A 16811-nucleotide genomic window follows, 5' to 3' on the forward strand; every position below is an offset into this window, starting at 1 on the left:
GGGTGTCATCGCAGCCCTTCCTTGCGACGGCTGCGGGCGGCGAGCGCCCGCGCGGTGAGCGGTGGTCCGACGACCACGCCGACGAGCAGGACGGCGGAGAGCGCCATCAGCACGCCGCGCAGCCCCGGTGAGCCGCCCGCGGCGAGGGTGACCGGGTTGCCGACGACGGAGGCGTCCCCGGTCCCGGCACCGGCCGAGCCGTCGATCCGTTCGCCGGTGTCGGGGTCGACGGCGCCCGAGGCCGCACCGCCCCCCGTCCCGCCGGACGCCCCGTCCGTACCGGTGGAGCCTCCCGACGCTCCCGCGGCCCCGGCGCCGCCCGCGGAACCCGCGCCGCCGCCCGTACCGCCACTGGTGGATCCGCCGCCGGAACCGCCGCCGTTCGCACCGGCGTTCACCCGGGTCCGCTCCTTGGCGCCCGCCGTGCCGTCCGCGCACTGCGTGGTGCCGCGCTTGTCGCAGGCCTGGGGGTACGGGGCGTTCCTGGCAAGGGTGTTGGAGCCGTCGGCGGAGAATGTGGGGTTGCGGCAGCTCTTGATGTCGACGGCGGCGGTCGGCGCGCCCGGGATCCGGCGGACCTGGGTGAATCCGGCTTCGACGAGGTTCTTGGGCAGCGGCGAGTAGCCGAGTTCCTCGGCCTGCTGCTGGCCCTCGCAGAGGAAGTAGTTGGCGAAGGCGCCGAGCGTCCTGCCCTTGGCGGCGGTGAACGGCGACTCGGCCGCGGTGGGCACGATCATGTAGCTGTAGGAGGAGAGCGGGTAGGTGCGCCGGTCGGCCGAGCGGTAGACGCCGTCCAGGATCTGGGTGAGGTAGTTCTCGGAGTTCTTGTCCTCGTTGATCCGGGCCTTCATCAGCGCCACGGCGACACTGGAGGCGGTCGGCTCGACGTAGTAGCCGGAGGCGTTGAGCACCTTCGCCACCGGGAAGTGGGTCTTGATCGCGTACGAGTACTCGACGTAGGTGATCGCGCCTTCGGCGTGCCCCTGCTTGGTGTAGCCGGAGACGCCCAGCGAACCGGACTTGGCGATCGTCGAGGAGCCCGGCACGACGGGGAAGTACGAGGTCATCCCGCAGGGGGTGGAGCGCCCGGCACGCCTGCAGTACGCGTCCCACAGCGCGCCGTGCTCCTTGGCCAGCCAGGTGGTCAGCTGGGCGGTCGTGCCGGAGCCGTCGGAGCGCACGACGGGGATGATGCGGCGGGCGGGGAGCACGAGACCGGGGTTGTCGGCCCGGATCTCGGGGGCGTTCCACATCGTGAGCGTGCCGGTGAAGATCTTGGTGATGACCTCGCCGGAGAGCCGCAGGTTGGTGACCCTCCGGCCGCCGATCCGCAGGTTGTACATGAAGGCCGTGCCGCCGGCCACGATCGGCATGTACGCGTATCCGCGCTTCGGCGGCGCGTCCCGCATGCCGGACTCGGTCAGTCCGTACGGGATCTCGGAGACGGCGAAGTCCGCCGTGCCGTTCTTGAACTGCTCACGGCCCACCGAGGAACCGACCGGCGAGTAGTTGACCGTCATGCCGCTGTTGGCGGCGACGTTGCGGCGCCACTGGTCGAGCGCGTTGGAGCTCCAGGTGGAGCCCCCGCCGCTGATCTTCGTGTACGAGGCGGCCTGGGCGGTCGTCGGGTGCAGGGCGAGCAGCGCGCACACCAGCGCCGCCACCGCCATGGTCAGTCGGGAGACGGTTGCCGGTCTCACTGGTCACTCACTCCTCGTATCCATGGGTGTTTCGCGGGGCGCGCGCCGCCCGGACCGGGCGGCGAACCGTTCGGCGTCACGCCGCGACGCCTGGACCCGGCGGTGCTCCTGACGCCTGGTCAGCTGCCCCGGTCCCCGGCCGCCGATGACGCGGGCGACGACGAACAGCACGAGCACCAGCGCCATCAGGACGGCCGCCGTACCGAAACCGCGGGCGATCATCGTGGGCTCGGGCGACTTGACGAACTCGAAGGTGGCGAGCGGCAGCGAGACCTGCGGCCCCGACAGCGGATCGCCGTTGATCTCGGCGGTGAATCCGGCGGTCAGCAGCACGGGCGAGGTCTCGCCGATCCCGCGCGCGGTGCCGAGGATGACGGAGGTGGTCAGCCCGGACCGCGCGGTCGGCAGCACCACGTGCCGGACGGTGCGCCAGCGCGAGGTGCCCAGCGCGTACGCGGCCTCCCGCAGCGTCCCCGGCACCAGCCGGATCACCACGTCCGCCGCCCTGATGATGATCGGCAGCATCATCACGGCGAGCGCGAGGGAGGCGGCGAGGCCGGACCGGTCGAAGCCGAGGGCGAGGATCACCGTCGCATAGACGAACAGGCCCGCGACGATCGACGGCAGCGCGGTCATCGCCTCGACGACGGTCCGCACGAACCGGGCGAAGCGTCCCGACACCTCGTTGAGGAAGACCGCGCAGACCATGCCGGTGGGCACGGTCAGGGCGAGCGCGACGGTGATCTGCTCCAGCGTGCCGAGGATCGCGTGCAGGATGCCGCCGGCCGAGAGCGGGTCCAGCGGGCCCGCCTCGGCCATGTCCTGGGTGAAGAAGTTCAGGTGCGGCAGCGCCTTGCGGCCCTCCCACAGGGTGAAGACGACGACGAAGCCGAGCGCGACGACCATGACCAGGCCGAGGCTCTGCACGACGACGGCGGCCAGCCGGTCCCGTACCGCGGGGCCGTTCTCGTCGAAGGAGACCAGCAGTCCGTACAGGGCGAGGAACAGCCCGTACGCGACGGCCAGGAAGCCGACGGTCCCGCTGAACGGCAGCAGCCGGGCGAACAGCAGCCAGGTGATCGACAGCGCGGCTGCCGCGGCGCCGAGCAGCGCGTACACGTCGGTGGCGCGCAGCAGGCCGAGGGACCGCCGCCGCTCCCCCACGGGCGCGTCCCGTTCCGCGGTGGTGACGGGCCTCTCGGGTGCGATGGTCATCTGCTGGGTCCCCTCACTCACTCGCCGCGCCGGACCGGCTGCGGGCGACGATCGACGACGCCGCGAAGTTGACGACGAGCGTCATCAGGAAGAGCGCGAGGCCCGCGGCCATCAGCGCCGACATGCCGAATTCGCTGGCCTCGCCGTAGCGCAGGGCGATCAGCGCGGCAACCGAACTGGCCCCGCCCTGCACCACGTGCCACTGGATCTCGAAGACCGGCGAGATGATCAGGTAGACCCCGATGGTCTCGCCCAGTGCCCGGCCCAGACCGAGCATGGTGCCGCCGATCATGCCGCCCTTGCCGAACGGCAGGACGACGCTGCGGATCATGCCCCAGCGGGTGGCCCCCAGCGCGTACGCGCCCTCGCGCTCACCGGCCGGCGCCTGCGAGAACACCTCGCGCATCACCGAGCAGGCGATCGGCGCGACCATCAGTGCCACGACGACCCCCGCGACCAGCGTGGAGGAGGTGTACACGCTCTCCGGGGCGAGCGGGTCGGACGGGTCGGCGCCGTCCACCCGGAAGAGCGGGATCCAGCCCAGGTAGGTCGCGATCCACCGGGCGGTGGGGAGGATCTTCCCCTCGAAGAAGAACAGCCCCCACAGCCCGTAGACGACCGACGGTACGGCCGCCATCAGGTCGACGACGCTGATCAGCGTGCGGCGCAGCCGGGGCGGCGCGTACTCGGAGATGTACAGCGCCCCGCCGACCGCCAGCGGTACGGCGACGGCGATGGCCACCAGCGCGATGAGCACCGTCCCGACCAGCACGGCGGCGATCCCGAAGCGGCCGGCGTCCGGCTCCCACGTCTCGGTCGTCAGGAACGACCAGCCCGCCCGGGACAGCGCCTGCCAGGCCCGGTAGAGCAGGAATCCGCCGACCAGCAGCATGACCGCGAGCACCAGCCCGCCGCCGTCGCGGGCCACGCCCCTGAACACGCGGTCGGGCAGCCCCGGATCCGCGTACAGCCGCCGCGGCGCGTCCGGCGCCGCGGTCCCACTCGTATCTCTCGTCACGCGGTCGACGCTGCTGCCGCGTCATGGACATGCACGCTCCGAGGTGTGAATGAGGTGTGCCCTAAAGGCAACTTCCGGTGACGCCCCCCCATCTCGGCGAGCAGCGCGCGGAACCGTTCGTACGCGGCCCGGCACGTCGAATGGCGCTCGTAGGCCCGCGCCGAGACGACCGTGGCCCGTCCGCCCCGGTCCCGGAGTAACCACATCCAGCCGTTGCCCCCGGGCGTGTGCTGCACGCCGCCCGTCAGATCCTGCTGCCGCGCGCACAACTCCTCGAAGGCGGCCCGGCATTCGCCGTACTCGCCGTACGAGCCCGCGGAGACCGCGACCACGCGTCCGTTCTGCGCGACCATCCGCCAGCCGTATCCGCCGTCCGAGTCGATGTCTATCCGGCAGCGCGCGCCCGTGGCGTCCGTTCTGCCGGGACCGCCGTCGTCCGTCATCTCGTCCCACCCCCCGCCGCCCGCTTCGGAAGTCGGGCGGCACGCGCAATGTATGGAGGCGGGCATGACCGCCGGGACCGGAAACCGTCGCAGCGGTCGGCTTTCACCCGGAAGTTGCCCCTCGTGCGCCCGGCATACACAGATGCGGCAACTCGCATACCTACCGGAGACGTCCACGACGGGCGGCGCGACCGCCGCCGGCGACTACGTCGACGTCAAGCAGGACCCCGGGCATGAGTGAAGCCCGCACCGGCCCGGTGCGGGCTTCACCGGATCAGGCTCCGGTACGCGCCCTCCCCGACCGGCCTCAGCCGGCCGCGAACAGCACCACCAGCAGCACCGCGCCCACCACCGCCGGTGCGATCACCTCGTACGCCCAGCGCACCGCGACGGACGGCTCCATGGAATCCGTGGCCGCCGGGGCGGCACCCGGGCCCGTCTTCGCCCGCTCCACCAACTCGCGCAGGTCGGCCATGCTCTGGTCGGCCGACGCCATCCGGGCCTTGGTGTCGCGGACATCGGCGTGCACGGACGTGCGGTCGTACGGGTCGTCCAGCGACCGCCGGGACTGCTGCCGGGCCGCCTTCTTCCGCTGCCGCAGCGAGACCGGCACCGCCCACAGCTGGTACTTGGCGCCGCCCTCGGTGAACAGCTCACTCGAATACCCGGCCCGCAGATCGGCGACCTCGGTCCACGGCATGGTGATCGTCCGGAACGGGTTACGGATCCGGATGCGCCGCTCATTGGCGAGCACGACGGGCCGCAGCGTGAACGCGACGACCAGCGGCACCGCGGTCAGCATCCCCGCCACCGCCAGCCACCGCACCCGGTCGTCCCCCCGGATCACGGCGTCCCCGCCGATCCAGCAGATGAGCAGAAGCAGCAGGACACCCCCGACGATCCCGGCGGGCGAGCGGAAGGTCCGGTCGGCGTAGACCGGCTCGGCGGGTGGTGTGGGGCTCGTCATGGGCCCGATTCTGCCTGACGGGCGCAAGGGGCGCCGGGGCGGCCGCCCCGGTACCGCGCCGCACGATGCAGGGGTGGCCGCCCCGGTACCGCGCCGCACGCGGAGAACCGGTCCCCCTGTACAGGTCGCTACGCGCGTAGATATGCTCCTCTGGTGACCATGCCCACCACAGCTCCTGCATTCTCCGACGCGACCGCGTCCGACAGTGCGCTGCGCCGCTTCCTGCACGGGCTGCCCGGCGTCGACGCCGTCGGCCTCGAAGCGCGCGCCGCGTCCCTCGGAACCCGTTCGATCAAGACGACGGCCAAGGCCTACGCCATCGATCTGGCCATCTCGATGATCGACCTGACGACGCTGGAAGGCGCGGACACCCCGGGCAAGGTCCGGGCCCTCGCCGCCAAGGCCGTCCGTCCCGACCCGACCGACCGCACGACCCCGCACACCGCGGCGGTCTGCGTCTACCCCGACATGGCGGCGACCGCCGTCGCCGCGCTGGCCGGTTCCGGTGTGAAGGTGGCGTCGGTGGCGACGGCCTTCCCCGCCGGCCGCGCCGCGCTCGACGTGAAGCTCGCGGACGTCCGCGACGCCGTGGCCGCCGGGGCCGACGAGATCGACATGGTGATCGACCGGGGAGCCTTCCTCTCCGGCCGCTACCTGAAGGTGTACGAGGAGATCCTCGCCGTGAAGGCGGAGTGCGCGCGGGCCGACGGCCCCGACGCCCGGCTGAAGGTGATCTTCGAGACGGGCGAGCTGTCCACGTACGACAACATCCGCCGCGCCTCCTGGCTCGGCATGCTGGCGGGCGCCGACTTCATCAAGACGTCGACCGGCAAGGTCGGGACGAACGCCACGCCCGCGAACACCCTGCTGATGCTGGAGGCCGTGCGCGACTTCCGGGCGCAGACCGGCGTGCAGATCGGCGTGAAGCCGGCCGGCGGCATCCGTACCTCCAAGGACGCGATCAAGTTCCTGGTGCTGGTGAACGAGACCGCGGGCGAGGACTGGCTGGACAACCACTGGTTCCGCTTCGGCGCCTCCAGCCTGCTGAACGACCTGCTGATGCAGCGCCAGAAGCTCAGCACCGGCCGTTACTCCGGCCCCGATTACGTGACGGTGGACTGATCCCCATGGCATCTGCATTCGAGTACGCCCCCGCCCCCGAGTCGCGCTCGGTCGTCGACATCGCGCCCTCGTACGGGCTCTTCATCGACGGCGAGTTCACCGAGGCGGCCGACGGCAAGGTCTTCAAGACCGTCTCGCCGAGCAGCGAAGAGGTGCTCTCCGAGGTCGCGCAGGCCGGTGCGGCCGACGTCGACCGGGCCGTGAAGGCGGCCCGCAAGGCGTTCGAGAAGTGGTCGGCACTGCCCGGCTCCGAGCGCGCCAAGTACCTCTTCCGGATCGCCCGGATCATCCAGGAGCGCAGCCGCGAGCTTGCCGTTCTCGAAACCCTCGACAACGGCAAGCCGATCAGGGAGACCCGTGACGCGGACCTCCCCCTGGTCGCCGCGCACTTCTTCTACTACGCGGGCTGGGCCGACAAGCTGGACCACGCCGGCTACGGCGCGAACCCGCGCCCCCTCGGCGTCGCGGGCCAGGTCATCCCGTGGAACTTCCCGCTGCTCATGCTCGCGTGGAAGATCGCCCCGGCGCTCGCCACCGGTAACACAGTGGTCCTCAAGCCCGCCGAGACGACCCCGCTCTCCGCGCTGTTCTTCGCGGACATCTGCCGCCAGGCGGGCCTGCCCAAGGGTGTCGTGAACATCCTCACCGGGTACGGGGACGCGGGCGCCGCCCTCGTCGAGCACGAGGACGTCAACAAGATCGCCTTCACCGGCTCGACCGCGGTCGGCAAGGCCATCGCCCGCCAGATCGCCGGTACGGACAAGAGGGTCACCCTCGAACTGGGTGGCAAGGGCGCCAACATCGTCTTCGACGACGCCCCGATCGACCAGGCCGTCGAGGGCATCGTCACCGGCATCTTCTTCAACCAGGGCCAGGTCTGCTGCGCGGGCTCGCGACTCCTGGTCCAGGAGTCGATCGAGGACGAACTGCTGGACGCCCTGAAGCGCCGGCTGTCCACGCTCCGGCTCGGCGACCCGCTGGACAAGAACACCGACATCGGCGCGATCAACTCCGCGGAGCAGCTCGCCCGGATCACCGCACTGGCCGAGACGGGCGAGGCGGAGGGCGCCGAACGCTGGTCCGCCCCCTGCGAACTCCCCTCCGCCGGTTACTGGTTCGCCCCGACGCTGTTCACCCACGTCACCCAGGCGCACACCATCGCCCGCGACGAGATCTTCGGCCCGGTGCTGTCGGTGCTGTCGTTCCGCACGCCCGACGAGGCGGTCGCCAAGGCCAACAACAGCCAGTACGGCCTCTCGGCCGGCATCTGGACGGAGAAGGGCTCCCGCATCCTCGCGGTGGCGAACAAGCTCCGGGCGGGCGTCGTCTGGGCCAACACGTTCAACAAGTTCGACCCGACCTCGCCCTTCGGCGGCTACAAGGAGTCGGGCTTCGGCCGCGAAGGCGGCCGTCACGGCCTGGAGGCGTACCTCGATGTCCGATAACCGTCTGAGCGTCTTCAAGACCTACAAGCTGTACGTCGGGGGCAAGTTCCCCCGCTCCGAGAGCGGCCGGGTGTACGAGGTGACGGACTCGAAGGGCAAGTGGCTGGCGAACGCCCCCCAGTCCTCCCGCAAGGACGCGCGCGACGCGGTCGTGGCCGCCCGCAAGGCGTTCGGCGGCTGGTCGGGGGCGACGGCGTACAACCGCGGCCAGATCCTCTACCGCATCGCGGAGATGCTGGAGGGCCGCAAGGACCAGTTCGTACGGGAAGTGGCGGACGCGGAGGGCCTGTCGAAGTCCAAGGCGGCGGCCGTCGTGGACGCGGCGATCGACCGCTGGGTCTGGTACGCCGGGTGGACCGACAAGATCGGCCAGGTCGTGGGCGGGGCGAACCCGGTCGCGGGCCCGTTCTTCAACCTGTCCACCCCCGAGCCGACCGGCGTGGTCACCGTCCTGGCACCCCAGGAGTCGTCGTTCCTGGGCCTGGTCTCGGTCGTCGCCCCGGTGATCGCGACCGGCAACACGGCCGTCGTCATCGCTTCGGCGGACTCTCCGCTGCCCGCGCTCTCGCTGGGTGAGGTACTGGCCACCTCCGACCTGCCGGGCGGAGTGGTGAACATCCTGTCCGGGAGGACGGCGGAGATCGCGGCGCCGCTCGCGTCCCACCAGGACGTGAACGCCATCGACCTCACGGGCGCCGATGCCGAGCTGGCGAAGGAGCTGGAGATCGCGGCGGCCGACAACCTGAAGCGGGTCCTGCGCCCACAGCCTGTGGACGGAACCGTGGACTGGACGACCGATCCGGGCACCCACCGGCTGACGGCCTTCCTGGAGACGAAGACGGTCTGGCACCCGACGGGCGCACTGGGCGTCTCGGGCTCCTCCTACTGACCGGCCCCGCGCAACAGCGGCCCGTTCCTCCGGCACTCCGGCGGAACGGGCCACTCCCGGCTCAGCTGCCGTGCAGCGCCTTCGCCACCGGCCCGACCAGCGGCAGGTCCTTCAGCGCACCACCGCTGGTCAGCGGGTCGGTGACGGCGGCCGTGGACAGCGGCTTGAAATCGGCGAGCTGCGTGCCCACCGCGTTGTCCAGCGGATCCGTGCCCGTGCCGGCCAGCGGGTCGAGCGGCAGATGCGTCACCGGGGCGATGCCGTTCCTGAGCGAGTGGCCGAGCGCCCCGGTCACCGCGCCCCCGGCGGCCTCCCCGGCCTCGCCGAGGCTGCTGTCGGCGCCCACGACCGGCACGTGGGGCAGCGGCGCCGCCTGGGCCGCCGCACCCCCCGCACCGAGCGCGGCACCCACCGCGGTGACGGTCAGACCTGCCCTCAGCAGAGCGCGGCGCCGGGACTTGGAAAGTGCATGACGTGCCATGGAATTCCCACCTGATCGAGACGATCGAGTAATCACCCGAGTGCGCAGAGTAGTTGAGGTGTGATGCTCGATACCAACACGGGCACCGGGGGATCCCCTGCGCGGGTCAATGCCTCACACTCGTGTTCTGTGAATTCCCAACCGATCCCGACCCGCGTCGTGCTGCTCGCGGGCCCTTCCGGCTCCGGCAAGTCCTCCCTCGCCGCCCGCACCGACCTGCCGGTGCTGCGCCTGGACGACTTCTACAAGGAGGGCGACGACCCCACGCTGCCGCTCGTCCCCGGCAGCACGGACATCGACTGGGACTCCGCGCAGTCCTGGGACGCCGACGCCGCGGTCGCCGCGATCACGGAACTGTGCCGCACGGGCCGCACGCACGTCCCGGTCTACGACATCACCACGAGCTCCCGGGTCGACCGGGAGGCCCTCCACATCGAGCGCACGCCGCTGTTCGTGGCCGAGGGGATCTTCGCCGCGGACATAGTCGAGCGGTGCCAGAAGCTGGGCGTACTGGCGGACGCGCTGTGCCTGCGCGGCCGTCCGACGACGACGTTCCGCCGCCGCCTGCTGCGGGATCTGCGCGAGGGGCGCAAGTCGGTGCCGTTCCTGCTGCGGCGCGGGTGGCGGCTGATGCGGGCGGAACGGCGGATCGTGGCGCGGCAGACGGCGCTGGGCGCGCACCCGTGCGGCAAGGAAGAGGCACTGGGCCGGCTGGCCGCCGCGGCGGCCGGGCGGTGCCGCCGGGCGCCCGCGGCACGGGGGACGGTCTAGGGCCTGTCAGGCGGATCAGGGTCGGACAGGCCCTAGCGACCCTCCCCCCGACCGGGGCTCCGCACGCGCACACACGCACACATACGCACGCAGACACGCGAACGGGGCCGGACGGGACCCCCCGGCCCCTCCGACCCCGCAGCACTTCCCCCGTACTCCGCCGCCTCCCCCGAAGCAGCGGCCCCGTTCTCCCCCGTGTCCCCCCTCGCCTCAGGCCACCAGCTCGCCGAAGGACTCCTCCTCGTCACGGCCGAAGCTGAGGACCTCGTCCTCGCGCAGCCGGCGGAGCGACCGCCAGATGCTGGACTTCACCGTGCCGACACTGATGTCGAGGATGGCCGCGATCTCCGGATCGGTGCGGCCCTCGTAGTAACGAAGGACCAGCATCGTGCGCTGGAGTTCCGGCAGCCGCGCCAGCGCCTGCCAGAGCACGGCGCGCAGTTCCGTGCCGCGCATCGCGTCCGTGTCGCCCGCCGTCTCCGGCAGCTCCTCGGTCGGGTACTCGTTGAGCTTGCGCCTGCGCCAGGCGCTGATGTGCAGGTTCGTCATGGTGCGGCGCAGATAGCCGCCGACCGCCGCCTTGTCACTGATCCGGTCCCACGCCCGGTACGTCGAGAAGAGGGCGCTCTGCAGCAGATCCTCGGCCTCGAACCGGTCGCCGGTCAGGTGGTAGGCGGTTGCGTACAGGGAGGCGCGGCGCTCCCGGACGTAGGCCGTGAACGCCGCTTCGGCGTCCTCGCCCTGTGCCGGGACCTTCCGCTCCCCCGTGACCTCCCCGTACGCGCTGCCCCCGTTGTTCCCCCCGTTGCCCCCCACAGGCGCGTCAACCACCGTCATGTACGACGGGTGCTGACGCCCGGCGCCACGAACGCACCCCCGTCCACTCCCGGCGCCGGACTTCTCGATACTCCGGCCGACGTCATGGAGACGCGTGACAACTGCGCTTGCGGTGATGCTGTGAGTTGCGTTCATCTCGCGCCCCCCATCGGTGGAGTCCGTCCGTTCCTTGTGCCAATGAGCTTGCCGGGGCAGTTTCATGGCACTGTCCGCCGACTGTCACAGGCCTGTCACAGGGCCTGCCGTCCGTGCGCGGAGGGTGCGCCGGATGTATGAGTCGGCCCCAACTGTCGAACTGGGGCTCCACCATGGGTCAGAATGACCAGCGTGCCTTTCCTGTTGCTGATCGAGGACGACGACGCCATCCGCACGGCCCTCGAACTCTCGCTGTCGCGCCAGGGCCACCGTGTGGCCACTGCCGCGACGGGAGAGGACGGCCTGAAACTGCTGCGTGAGCAGCGGCCGGACCTGATCGTGCTGGATGTGATGTTGCCCGGGATCGACGGCTTCGAGGTGTGCCGGCGTATCCGGCGCACCGACCAGCTGCCGATCATTCTGCTGACCGCGCGCAGCGACGACATCGACGTCGTGGTCGGGCTGGAGTCCGGTGCCGACGACTATGTGGTGAAACCCGTGCAGGGCCGGGTGCTCGACGCCCGTATCCGTGCGGTGCTGCGTCGCGGCGAGCGCGAATCCACCGACTCCGCGTCCTTCGGGAGCGTGGTGATCGACCGTTCCGCCATGACCGTGACCAAGAACGGGGAGGATCTGCAGCTCACGCCGACCGAGCTGCGCCTCCTGCTGGAGCTGAGCCGCCGGCCGGGTCAGGCCCTGTCCCGGCAGCAGTTGCTGCGGCTGGTCTGGGAGCACGACTACCTCGGTGACTCCCGGCTGGTCGACGCGTGTGTGCAGCGGCTGCGGGCCAAGGTGGAGGACGTGCCGTCCTCGCCGACGCTGATCCGTACCGTCCGGGGTGTGGGCTACCGACTGGACTCGCCTCAGTGAGCGATGCCGTCAAACGGAGCCTGCTCACCGGGCTTCGCTGGACCAGTCTGCGGCTGCGTCTCGTCGTGGTGTTCGCGCTGGTGGCGCTGACCGCCGCGGTGTCCGCCTCGGGGATCGCGTACTGGCTGAACCGCGAAGCCGTGCTGACCCGTACCCAGGACTCCGCGCTCGGGGACTTCCGCCAGGAGATGCAGGGCCGGGCCGCCTCGCTGCCGCTCCATCCCACCAGGGACGACCTGCAGAACGCCGCGGTGCAGATGGCGAGCAGCTCGCCCGGCTACAGCGTGCTGCTGGTCGACGAGCGCGACACCGGCAAGCCGATCGTCGGCAACTCCGACCTGGACACCTTCACGCTCGACAACGTGCCGCTGTCGCTGCAGAAGGCGGTCAACAAGAAGCAGCCGCTGGAGACGGGCAACAAGTACGAGTACCACCTGTTCTGGCAGCGGACCAGTATCCGCGGCACGCCGTACCTGGTGGGCGGTACGAAGATCATCGGCGGTGGCCCGACCGGCTACATGCTGAAGTCGCTCGACCAGGAACGGCAGGATCTCAACTCCCTCGCCTGGTCCCTGGGCATCGCCACCGGGCTCGCGCTGATCGGCTCGGCCCTGCTCGCGCAGGCCGCGGCGACGACCGTGCTGCGGCCCGTTCAGCGGCTCGGCGACGCGGCCCGCAAGCTCGGCGAGGGCAAGCTCGACACCCGGCTCGTGGTGTCCGGCACGGATGAACTGGCCGATCTCTCCCGTACGTTCAACAGGACCGCGAGTTCGCTGGAGAAGCGGGTCGCGGACATGAGCGCGCGGGACGAGGCGAGTCGGCGGTTCGTCGCCGACATGTCGCACGAGCTGCGTACCCCGCTCACCGCGCTGACCGCCGTCACCGAGGTGCTGGAGGACGAGGCGGACAGCCTCGACCCGATGATCGCGCCCGCGGTACGCCTGGTGGTGAGCGAGACCCGGCGCCTCAACGACCTGGTGGAGAACCTGATGGAGGTCACCCGCTTCGACGCGGGTACGGCCCGGCTCGTCCTCGACACCGTCGATGTCGCCGACCAGGTCACCGCCTGCATCGATGCCCGTGCCTGGCTGGACGCGGTGGATCTGGACGCCGAGCGCGGCATGATGGTCCGCCTCGACCCGCGCCGGCTCGATGTGATCCTGGCGAATCTGATCGGCAACGCGCTCAAGCACGGCGGTTCGCCGGTACGGGTCGCGGTGCGGACCGAGGGCGACCAGCTCGTCATCGAGGTGCGCGACCACGGTCCGGGCATCCCCGAGGACGTGCTGCCGCATGTCTTCGACCGGTTCTACAAGGCCAGCGCCTCGCGCCCGCGTTCCGAGGGCAGCGGTCTCGGCCTGTCCATCGCCATGGAGAACGCGCACATCCACGGCGGTGATATCACGGCCGCGAACTCGCCGGACGGCGACGGCGCGGTGTTCGTACTGCGGCTGCCGCGCGATGCCGAGCAGCTCACCCGTTCCGCCGGCGGGCACGACCCCGGGGACCGGGACGAGGAGGGCGAGGCCACGTGATGGGCAGCGACAACCGCCGGGCGCGCCGTTCGGCCCTGGCGCTGGCCGGGGCCGTGGCCGTGGCCGTACTGGCCGCGGGCTGCGGGATCAGGTCCACCTCGGTGCCGGTGGACGCGGGGGCCGCGCCGTCCCAGGTGCCGTGCGCGATGTCCGCGGAGGACATCACGACGCAGGCGCTCAAGGGCATACCCGTACAGATCTATCTGGTCTGCTCCTCGCAGCTGGTCACGGTGGACCGTACGGTGCAGGTCGCCGGGACCGGCTCGGACCGGGTCCCGGTGGCGCAGGCGCTCCTGGACGAACTGCGGCAGAAGCCGCCCGCCGAGGAACGGCGGGCCGGGTACTCCACGGCCGTCCCGGAGAACCTGCGGGTCGGCGCGGCCCGCACCGGCGACCGGCAGGGCACGCTGCGGCTCAGCGAGCAGCCGGAGGACCTGCGGTCCGAGGCGCTGGCGCAGATCGTGTGCACGTACGCGGAGAGCGACACGCTCGCCCCGAACGGCACGGTGGTGCTGGGCGGGCCGGGGAACTACGCGCCGCGCGGCTATCTGTGCACCTCGGAGATGAAGGCGCGGCCCAAGGTGGTCCCGACGCCGGGGGCGGGCAAGGGGGCCTGAGCGGCGCGCACGGGGTGTCCGGCGGCCGGTTCTCCGGCCTCGGGCGGCTCGGGGCGGCCGGGCCCGGATCCGTGCTCCCGCGCCGGACGGGCCGGATTCCGGGTCGGCGGAACCGATCCTGCCGTTCGCCGCGTCTTGGGGGACGTGCGTCAAGGTTCGGACGGTCAAGCCGTCATCCGCTTCCGCGCGGCCGGGGTCTCTCTCCTCCTCGCGCATCTGCTGCTTGTCGGGTGGCTGACCCTGCGCCCCCTCGACGTGCCCTGGACGACCGCCTCGAATCTTCATCCGCTCGCCGGTATCCGAGCCGATCTGTCCCTCGGCCCGGTCGAGGCCGCCCGCCGGATCGGTGAGGGCCTGCTGCTGCTCGCCCCGCTGGGCGTACTGCTGCCGATGGCCGGGGGTCGGCTCTCCGTCTCCCCGTGGGCCTCGCTGGCCCGTACCGTCGCGGCGGGGGCGCTGATCTCCACGACCATCGAACTGGCCCAGACCGGGGTGCCCGGACAGGTCGTCGACGTCGACTCGCTGCTGCTGAACACGACCGGCGTGGCGCTCGCCCACCTGCTCGTCGTACCCATGTGCCGGGCACGGCTGCGCCGCAGGAAGCAGGAGCGGGTCAGGGTGGCCCCCCGCCCCAGGGACGAGCCGGGCCAGGGTGCGACCCCGACGATTCCCAGGGTCGGTATCGCCCCGTAGAGCGACGCTTTGCCCCCCTTCGCCGGGCCACCATGGAGCCATCGGGAGCACGACGGAGCTGCTCCCTCAGCAACGGTTCGCGAAGGAGCCCACCATGGCCGCACTTGCCCGCCCCCGTGACGGACGCATGATCGGCGGAGTGTGCGCAGCGCTGGCACGGCGCTTCGGCACCTCCGCGGGAACCATGCGCGTCATCTTCCTGGTCTCCTGCCTGCTGCCGGGGCCGCAGTTCCTGCTCTACCTGGCACTGTGGGTGCTGTTCCCGTCCGAGAAGACGTCGTCGGCCACCGCCTGGTGACCCTCGTACAGACACGCCTGTGGGGCGGGCACCCGGTCCGGGTGCCCGCCCCACAGGCGTGTACGGGTGTCAGCCGCCGAGCGGGAGACCGTTGGCCGACAGGCCGCTGGTCTTCATGCCGCCCGCGGGCAGACCGCCGAGCAGGCCCTTGACCGGGGTGGTGACGTCGCCGACGAGCTTCTGCTGGCCGGTACCGAGGAGCTTGGTGGCCGTCTCCTGGACCGGCAGGCTCTGGGTCGCGGTCTCCAGCGCCGCGCCCGCGACCGGCAGGGCGGTGGTCGCGGCGTCGGTCGGCAGCACCGCGGCGGAGGCGGTACCCGCGGCGGCGGCGGCGAAAGCGGCACCGAGAGCGGCGACGCCGAGAGTCCTGACAGCAGACTGCTTCATGTGAAATTCATCCTTGGGGAGAGGGACGTGGGGGCTCCGAAACGTAGCCATCCCACCGCCCTTCCCGCAAACATGCCGACACGCGGAGAAAGGCCGGGAATTCGACGTCCCGGCCTTTCTCCGCAAGGGCGCCGATCAGCCCGCGGAAGTGGAAGAAACGCTGGTCGCAGCGGTCTGCTCGAAGAGCCACTCGGACTTCAGCTCGGCATATCCGGGCTTGATGACATCGTTGATCATCGCCAGGCGCTCATCAAAAGGAATGAATGCCGACTTCATCGCATTGACGGTGAACCACTGCATGTCGTCGAGCGTGTATCCGAAAGTCTCGGTCAGCTTCTCGAATTCGCGACTCATGCTCGTACCGCTCATCAGCCGGTTGTCCGTGTTCACGGTGGCCCGGAAATGCAGCTTCCGCAGCAGCCCGATGGGGTGCTCGGCGTACGAGGCGGCGGCGCCTGTCTGAAGGTTGGAGGTCGGGCACAGCTCCAGCGGGATGCGCTTGTCCCGTACGTAGGAGGCGAGGCGGCCGAGCTTCACGCCGCCGTCGTCGGCGACCTCGATGTCGTCGATGATGCGGACCCCGTGACCCAGCCGGTCCGCACCGCACCACTGGAGCGCCTGCCAGATCGACGGCAGGCCGAAGGCCTCGCCCGCGTGGATGGTGAAGTGGTTGTTCTCGCGCTTGAGGTACTCGAAGGCGTCGAGGTGCCGGGTGGGCGGGAAGCCCGCCTCCGCGCCCGCGATGTCGAAGCCGGCCACGCCCTGGTCGCGGTAGCGGTTGGCCAGCTCGGCGATCTCCAGGGAGCGGGCGGCGTGCCGCATCGCGGTGAGGAGGGCGCCCACACGGATACGGTTCCCGTCCCGGCGGGCCCGCCGCTCGCCCTCGCGGAAGCCCTCGTTGACCGCCTCGACGACCTCTTCGAGGGTCAGCCCGCCCTCCAGGTGCTGCTCGGGGGCGTACCGCACCTCGGCGTACACGACACCGTCCGCGGCCAGGTCCTCGGCACACTCGGCGGCCACCCGGACCAGCGCCTCACGGGTCTGCATGACGGCGCAGGTGTGGGCGAAGGTCTCCAGATAGCGCTCCAGCGATCCGGAGTCGGCCGCCTCGCGGAACCAGATGCCGAGCTTGTCGGGCTCGGTCTCGGGAAGTCCTTCGTATCCGCTCGCGAGGGCGAGGTCGACGATCGTCCCCGGGCGCAGGCCGCCGTCGAGGTGGTCGTGCAGAAGCACCTTGGGGGCACGCCGGATCTGATCCTGGCCGGGCACATGAAGGGTCGGGCTCATCATCTGCGCACTCTAGTCCCTACGCGCGTAGATTGTCGCTTGTCGATACGTAACAGTGACCGCCAATACAGGTGGAGTACACCCGCCCTTCTGACACTGTT

At 71.0% G+C, this 16811-nt stretch carries 18 protein-coding genes; 9 read left to right on the forward strand and 9 right to left on the reverse strand.

What is annotated here, in order from left to right:
• Window positions 1-5: 5 nt before the first annotated feature.
• The 5 genes from OG520_RS15085 to OG520_RS15105 form a co-directional block, all read right to left on the reverse strand.
• Complete coding sequence (locus OG520_RS15085) at window positions 6-1700, reverse strand: phosphate ABC transporter substrate-binding protein PstS (protein WP_406013513.1); 1695 nt, start codon at window positions 1698-1700, stop codon at window positions 6-8.
• Window positions 1701-1703: 3 nt separating this feature from the next.
• Complete coding sequence (gene pstA / locus OG520_RS15090) at window positions 1704-2915, reverse strand: phosphate ABC transporter permease PstA (RefSeq protein ID WP_406013514.1); 1212 nt, start codon at window positions 2913-2915, stop codon at window positions 1704-1706.
• A gap of 13 nt (window positions 2916-2928) precedes the next feature.
• Window positions 2929-3933 carry a phosphate ABC transporter permease subunit PstC gene (gene pstC / locus OG520_RS15095; RefSeq protein WP_406013515.1) on the reverse strand — a complete coding sequence of 335 codons (1005 nt, stop codon included), beginning with the start codon at window positions 3931-3933 and terminating at the stop codon, window positions 2929-2931.
• Window positions 3930-4376 (reverse strand): hypothetical protein, encoded by a 447-nt coding sequence (locus tag OG520_RS15100; protein ID WP_406013516.1) that lies wholly within the window; start codon window positions 4374-4376, stop codon window positions 3930-3932. The genes pstC and OG520_RS15100 overlap by 4 nt, the downstream gene beginning before the upstream one ends.
• A 307-nt stretch (window positions 4377-4683) precedes the next feature.
• The gene (locus OG520_RS15105; protein ID WP_406013517.1) at window positions 4684-5343 is read right to left on the reverse strand and encodes a PH domain-containing protein; all 660 of its coding nucleotides are present in this window, start codon (window positions 5341-5343) and stop codon (window positions 4684-4686) included.
• 159 nt (window positions 5344-5502) lie between these two features.
• Between OG520_RS15105 and deoC the strand changes: the two genes are divergently transcribed.
• From deoC to OG520_RS15120, 3 genes are read left to right on the forward strand one after another with little or no spacing between them, the layout of a single operon-like run.
• Window positions 5503-6465, forward strand: coding sequence for a deoxyribose-phosphate aldolase (gene deoC / locus OG520_RS15110; protein WP_406016488.1), 963 nt, complete (start codon window positions 5503-5505; stop codon window positions 6463-6465).
• 5 nt (window positions 6466-6470) lie between these two features.
• A complete protein-coding gene (locus tag OG520_RS15115; protein ID WP_399327422.1) occupies window positions 6471-7910 on the forward strand; it encodes an aldehyde dehydrogenase family protein in 1440 nt (479 codons plus the stop codon).
• Window positions 7900-8799 carry an aldehyde dehydrogenase family protein gene (locus OG520_RS15120; RefSeq protein WP_406013518.1) on the forward strand — a complete coding sequence of 300 codons (900 nt, stop codon included), beginning with the start codon at window positions 7900-7902 and terminating at the stop codon, window positions 8797-8799. Before OG520_RS15115 ends, OG520_RS15120 begins: the two co-directional genes overlap by 11 nt.
• Before the next feature lie 61 nt (window positions 8800-8860).
• On the opposite strand, the gene OG520_RS15125 is transcribed toward OG520_RS15120, so the two are convergent.
• Window positions 8861-9280, reverse strand: coding sequence for a hypothetical protein (locus OG520_RS15125; RefSeq protein WP_399327418.1), 420 nt, complete (start codon window positions 9278-9280; stop codon window positions 8861-8863).
• Between the two features lie 63 nt (window positions 9281-9343).
• On the opposite strand from OG520_RS15125, the gene OG520_RS15130 reads away from it, so the two are divergent.
• On the forward strand, window positions 9344-10051 hold the full coding sequence (locus tag OG520_RS15130; RefSeq protein WP_406013519.1) for a uridine kinase: 708 nt from the start codon (window positions 9344-9346) through the stop codon (window positions 10049-10051).
• A gap of 210 nt (window positions 10052-10261) precedes the next feature.
• Here the strand turns inward: OG520_RS15130 and OG520_RS15135 are convergent, their stop codons facing one another.
• A complete protein-coding gene (locus OG520_RS15135) occupies window positions 10262-11023 on the reverse strand; it encodes a SigE family RNA polymerase sigma factor (protein WP_266415157.1) in 762 nt (253 codons plus the stop codon).
• 192 nt (window positions 11024-11215) lie between these two features.
• Here OG520_RS15135 and afsQ1 point away from each other — a divergent pair, with 192 nt between their 5' ends.
• From afsQ1 to OG520_RS15160, 5 genes are all read left to right on the forward strand, one after another.
• On the forward strand, window positions 11216-11893 hold the full coding sequence (afsQ1, locus tag OG520_RS15140; protein WP_206433404.1) for a two-component system response regulator AfsQ1: 678 nt from the start codon (window positions 11216-11218) through the stop codon (window positions 11891-11893).
• Window positions 11890-13428 carry an ATP-binding protein gene (locus tag OG520_RS15145; protein ID WP_399327412.1) on the forward strand — a complete coding sequence of 513 codons (1539 nt, stop codon included), beginning with the start codon at window positions 11890-11892 and terminating at the stop codon, window positions 13426-13428. The genes afsQ1 and OG520_RS15145 overlap by 4 nt, the downstream gene beginning before the upstream one ends.
• Complete coding sequence (locus OG520_RS15150; protein ID WP_406013520.1) at window positions 13428-14045, forward strand: GerMN domain-containing protein; 618 nt, start codon at window positions 13428-13430, stop codon at window positions 14043-14045. The genes OG520_RS15145 and OG520_RS15150 overlap by 1 nt, the downstream gene beginning before the upstream one ends.
• 144 nt (window positions 14046-14189) lie before the next feature.
• Entirely contained in the window at window positions 14190-14738 is a 549-nt protein-coding gene (locus OG520_RS15155) for a VanZ family protein (protein ID WP_399327408.1), read from the forward strand.
• A gap of 94 nt (window positions 14739-14832) precedes the next feature.
• Window positions 14833-15036, forward strand: a complete 204-nt coding sequence (locus tag OG520_RS15160) for a PspC domain-containing protein (protein ID WP_266415167.1) — start codon at window positions 14833-14835, stop codon at window positions 15034-15036.
• Window positions 15037-15105: 69 nt separating this feature from the next.
• Here OG520_RS15160 and OG520_RS15165 read toward each other — a convergent pair whose 3' ends face one another.
• Both OG520_RS15165 and OG520_RS15170 read right to left on the reverse strand, forming a co-directional pair.
• On the reverse strand, window positions 15106-15423 hold the full coding sequence (locus OG520_RS15165) for a hypothetical protein (protein ID WP_399327406.1): 318 nt from the start codon (window positions 15421-15423) through the stop codon (window positions 15106-15108).
• 135 nt (window positions 15424-15558) lie between these two features.
• Complete coding sequence (locus tag OG520_RS15170) at window positions 15559-16713, reverse strand: adenosine deaminase (protein WP_399327404.1); 1155 nt, start codon at window positions 16711-16713, stop codon at window positions 15559-15561.
• Window positions 16714-16811 lie beyond the last annotated feature (98 nt).

The organism is Streptomyces sp. NBC_00984, from assembly GCF_045162475.1.
Classification (GTDB): Bacteria; Actinomycetota; Actinomycetes; order Streptomycetales; family Streptomycetaceae; genus Streptomyces.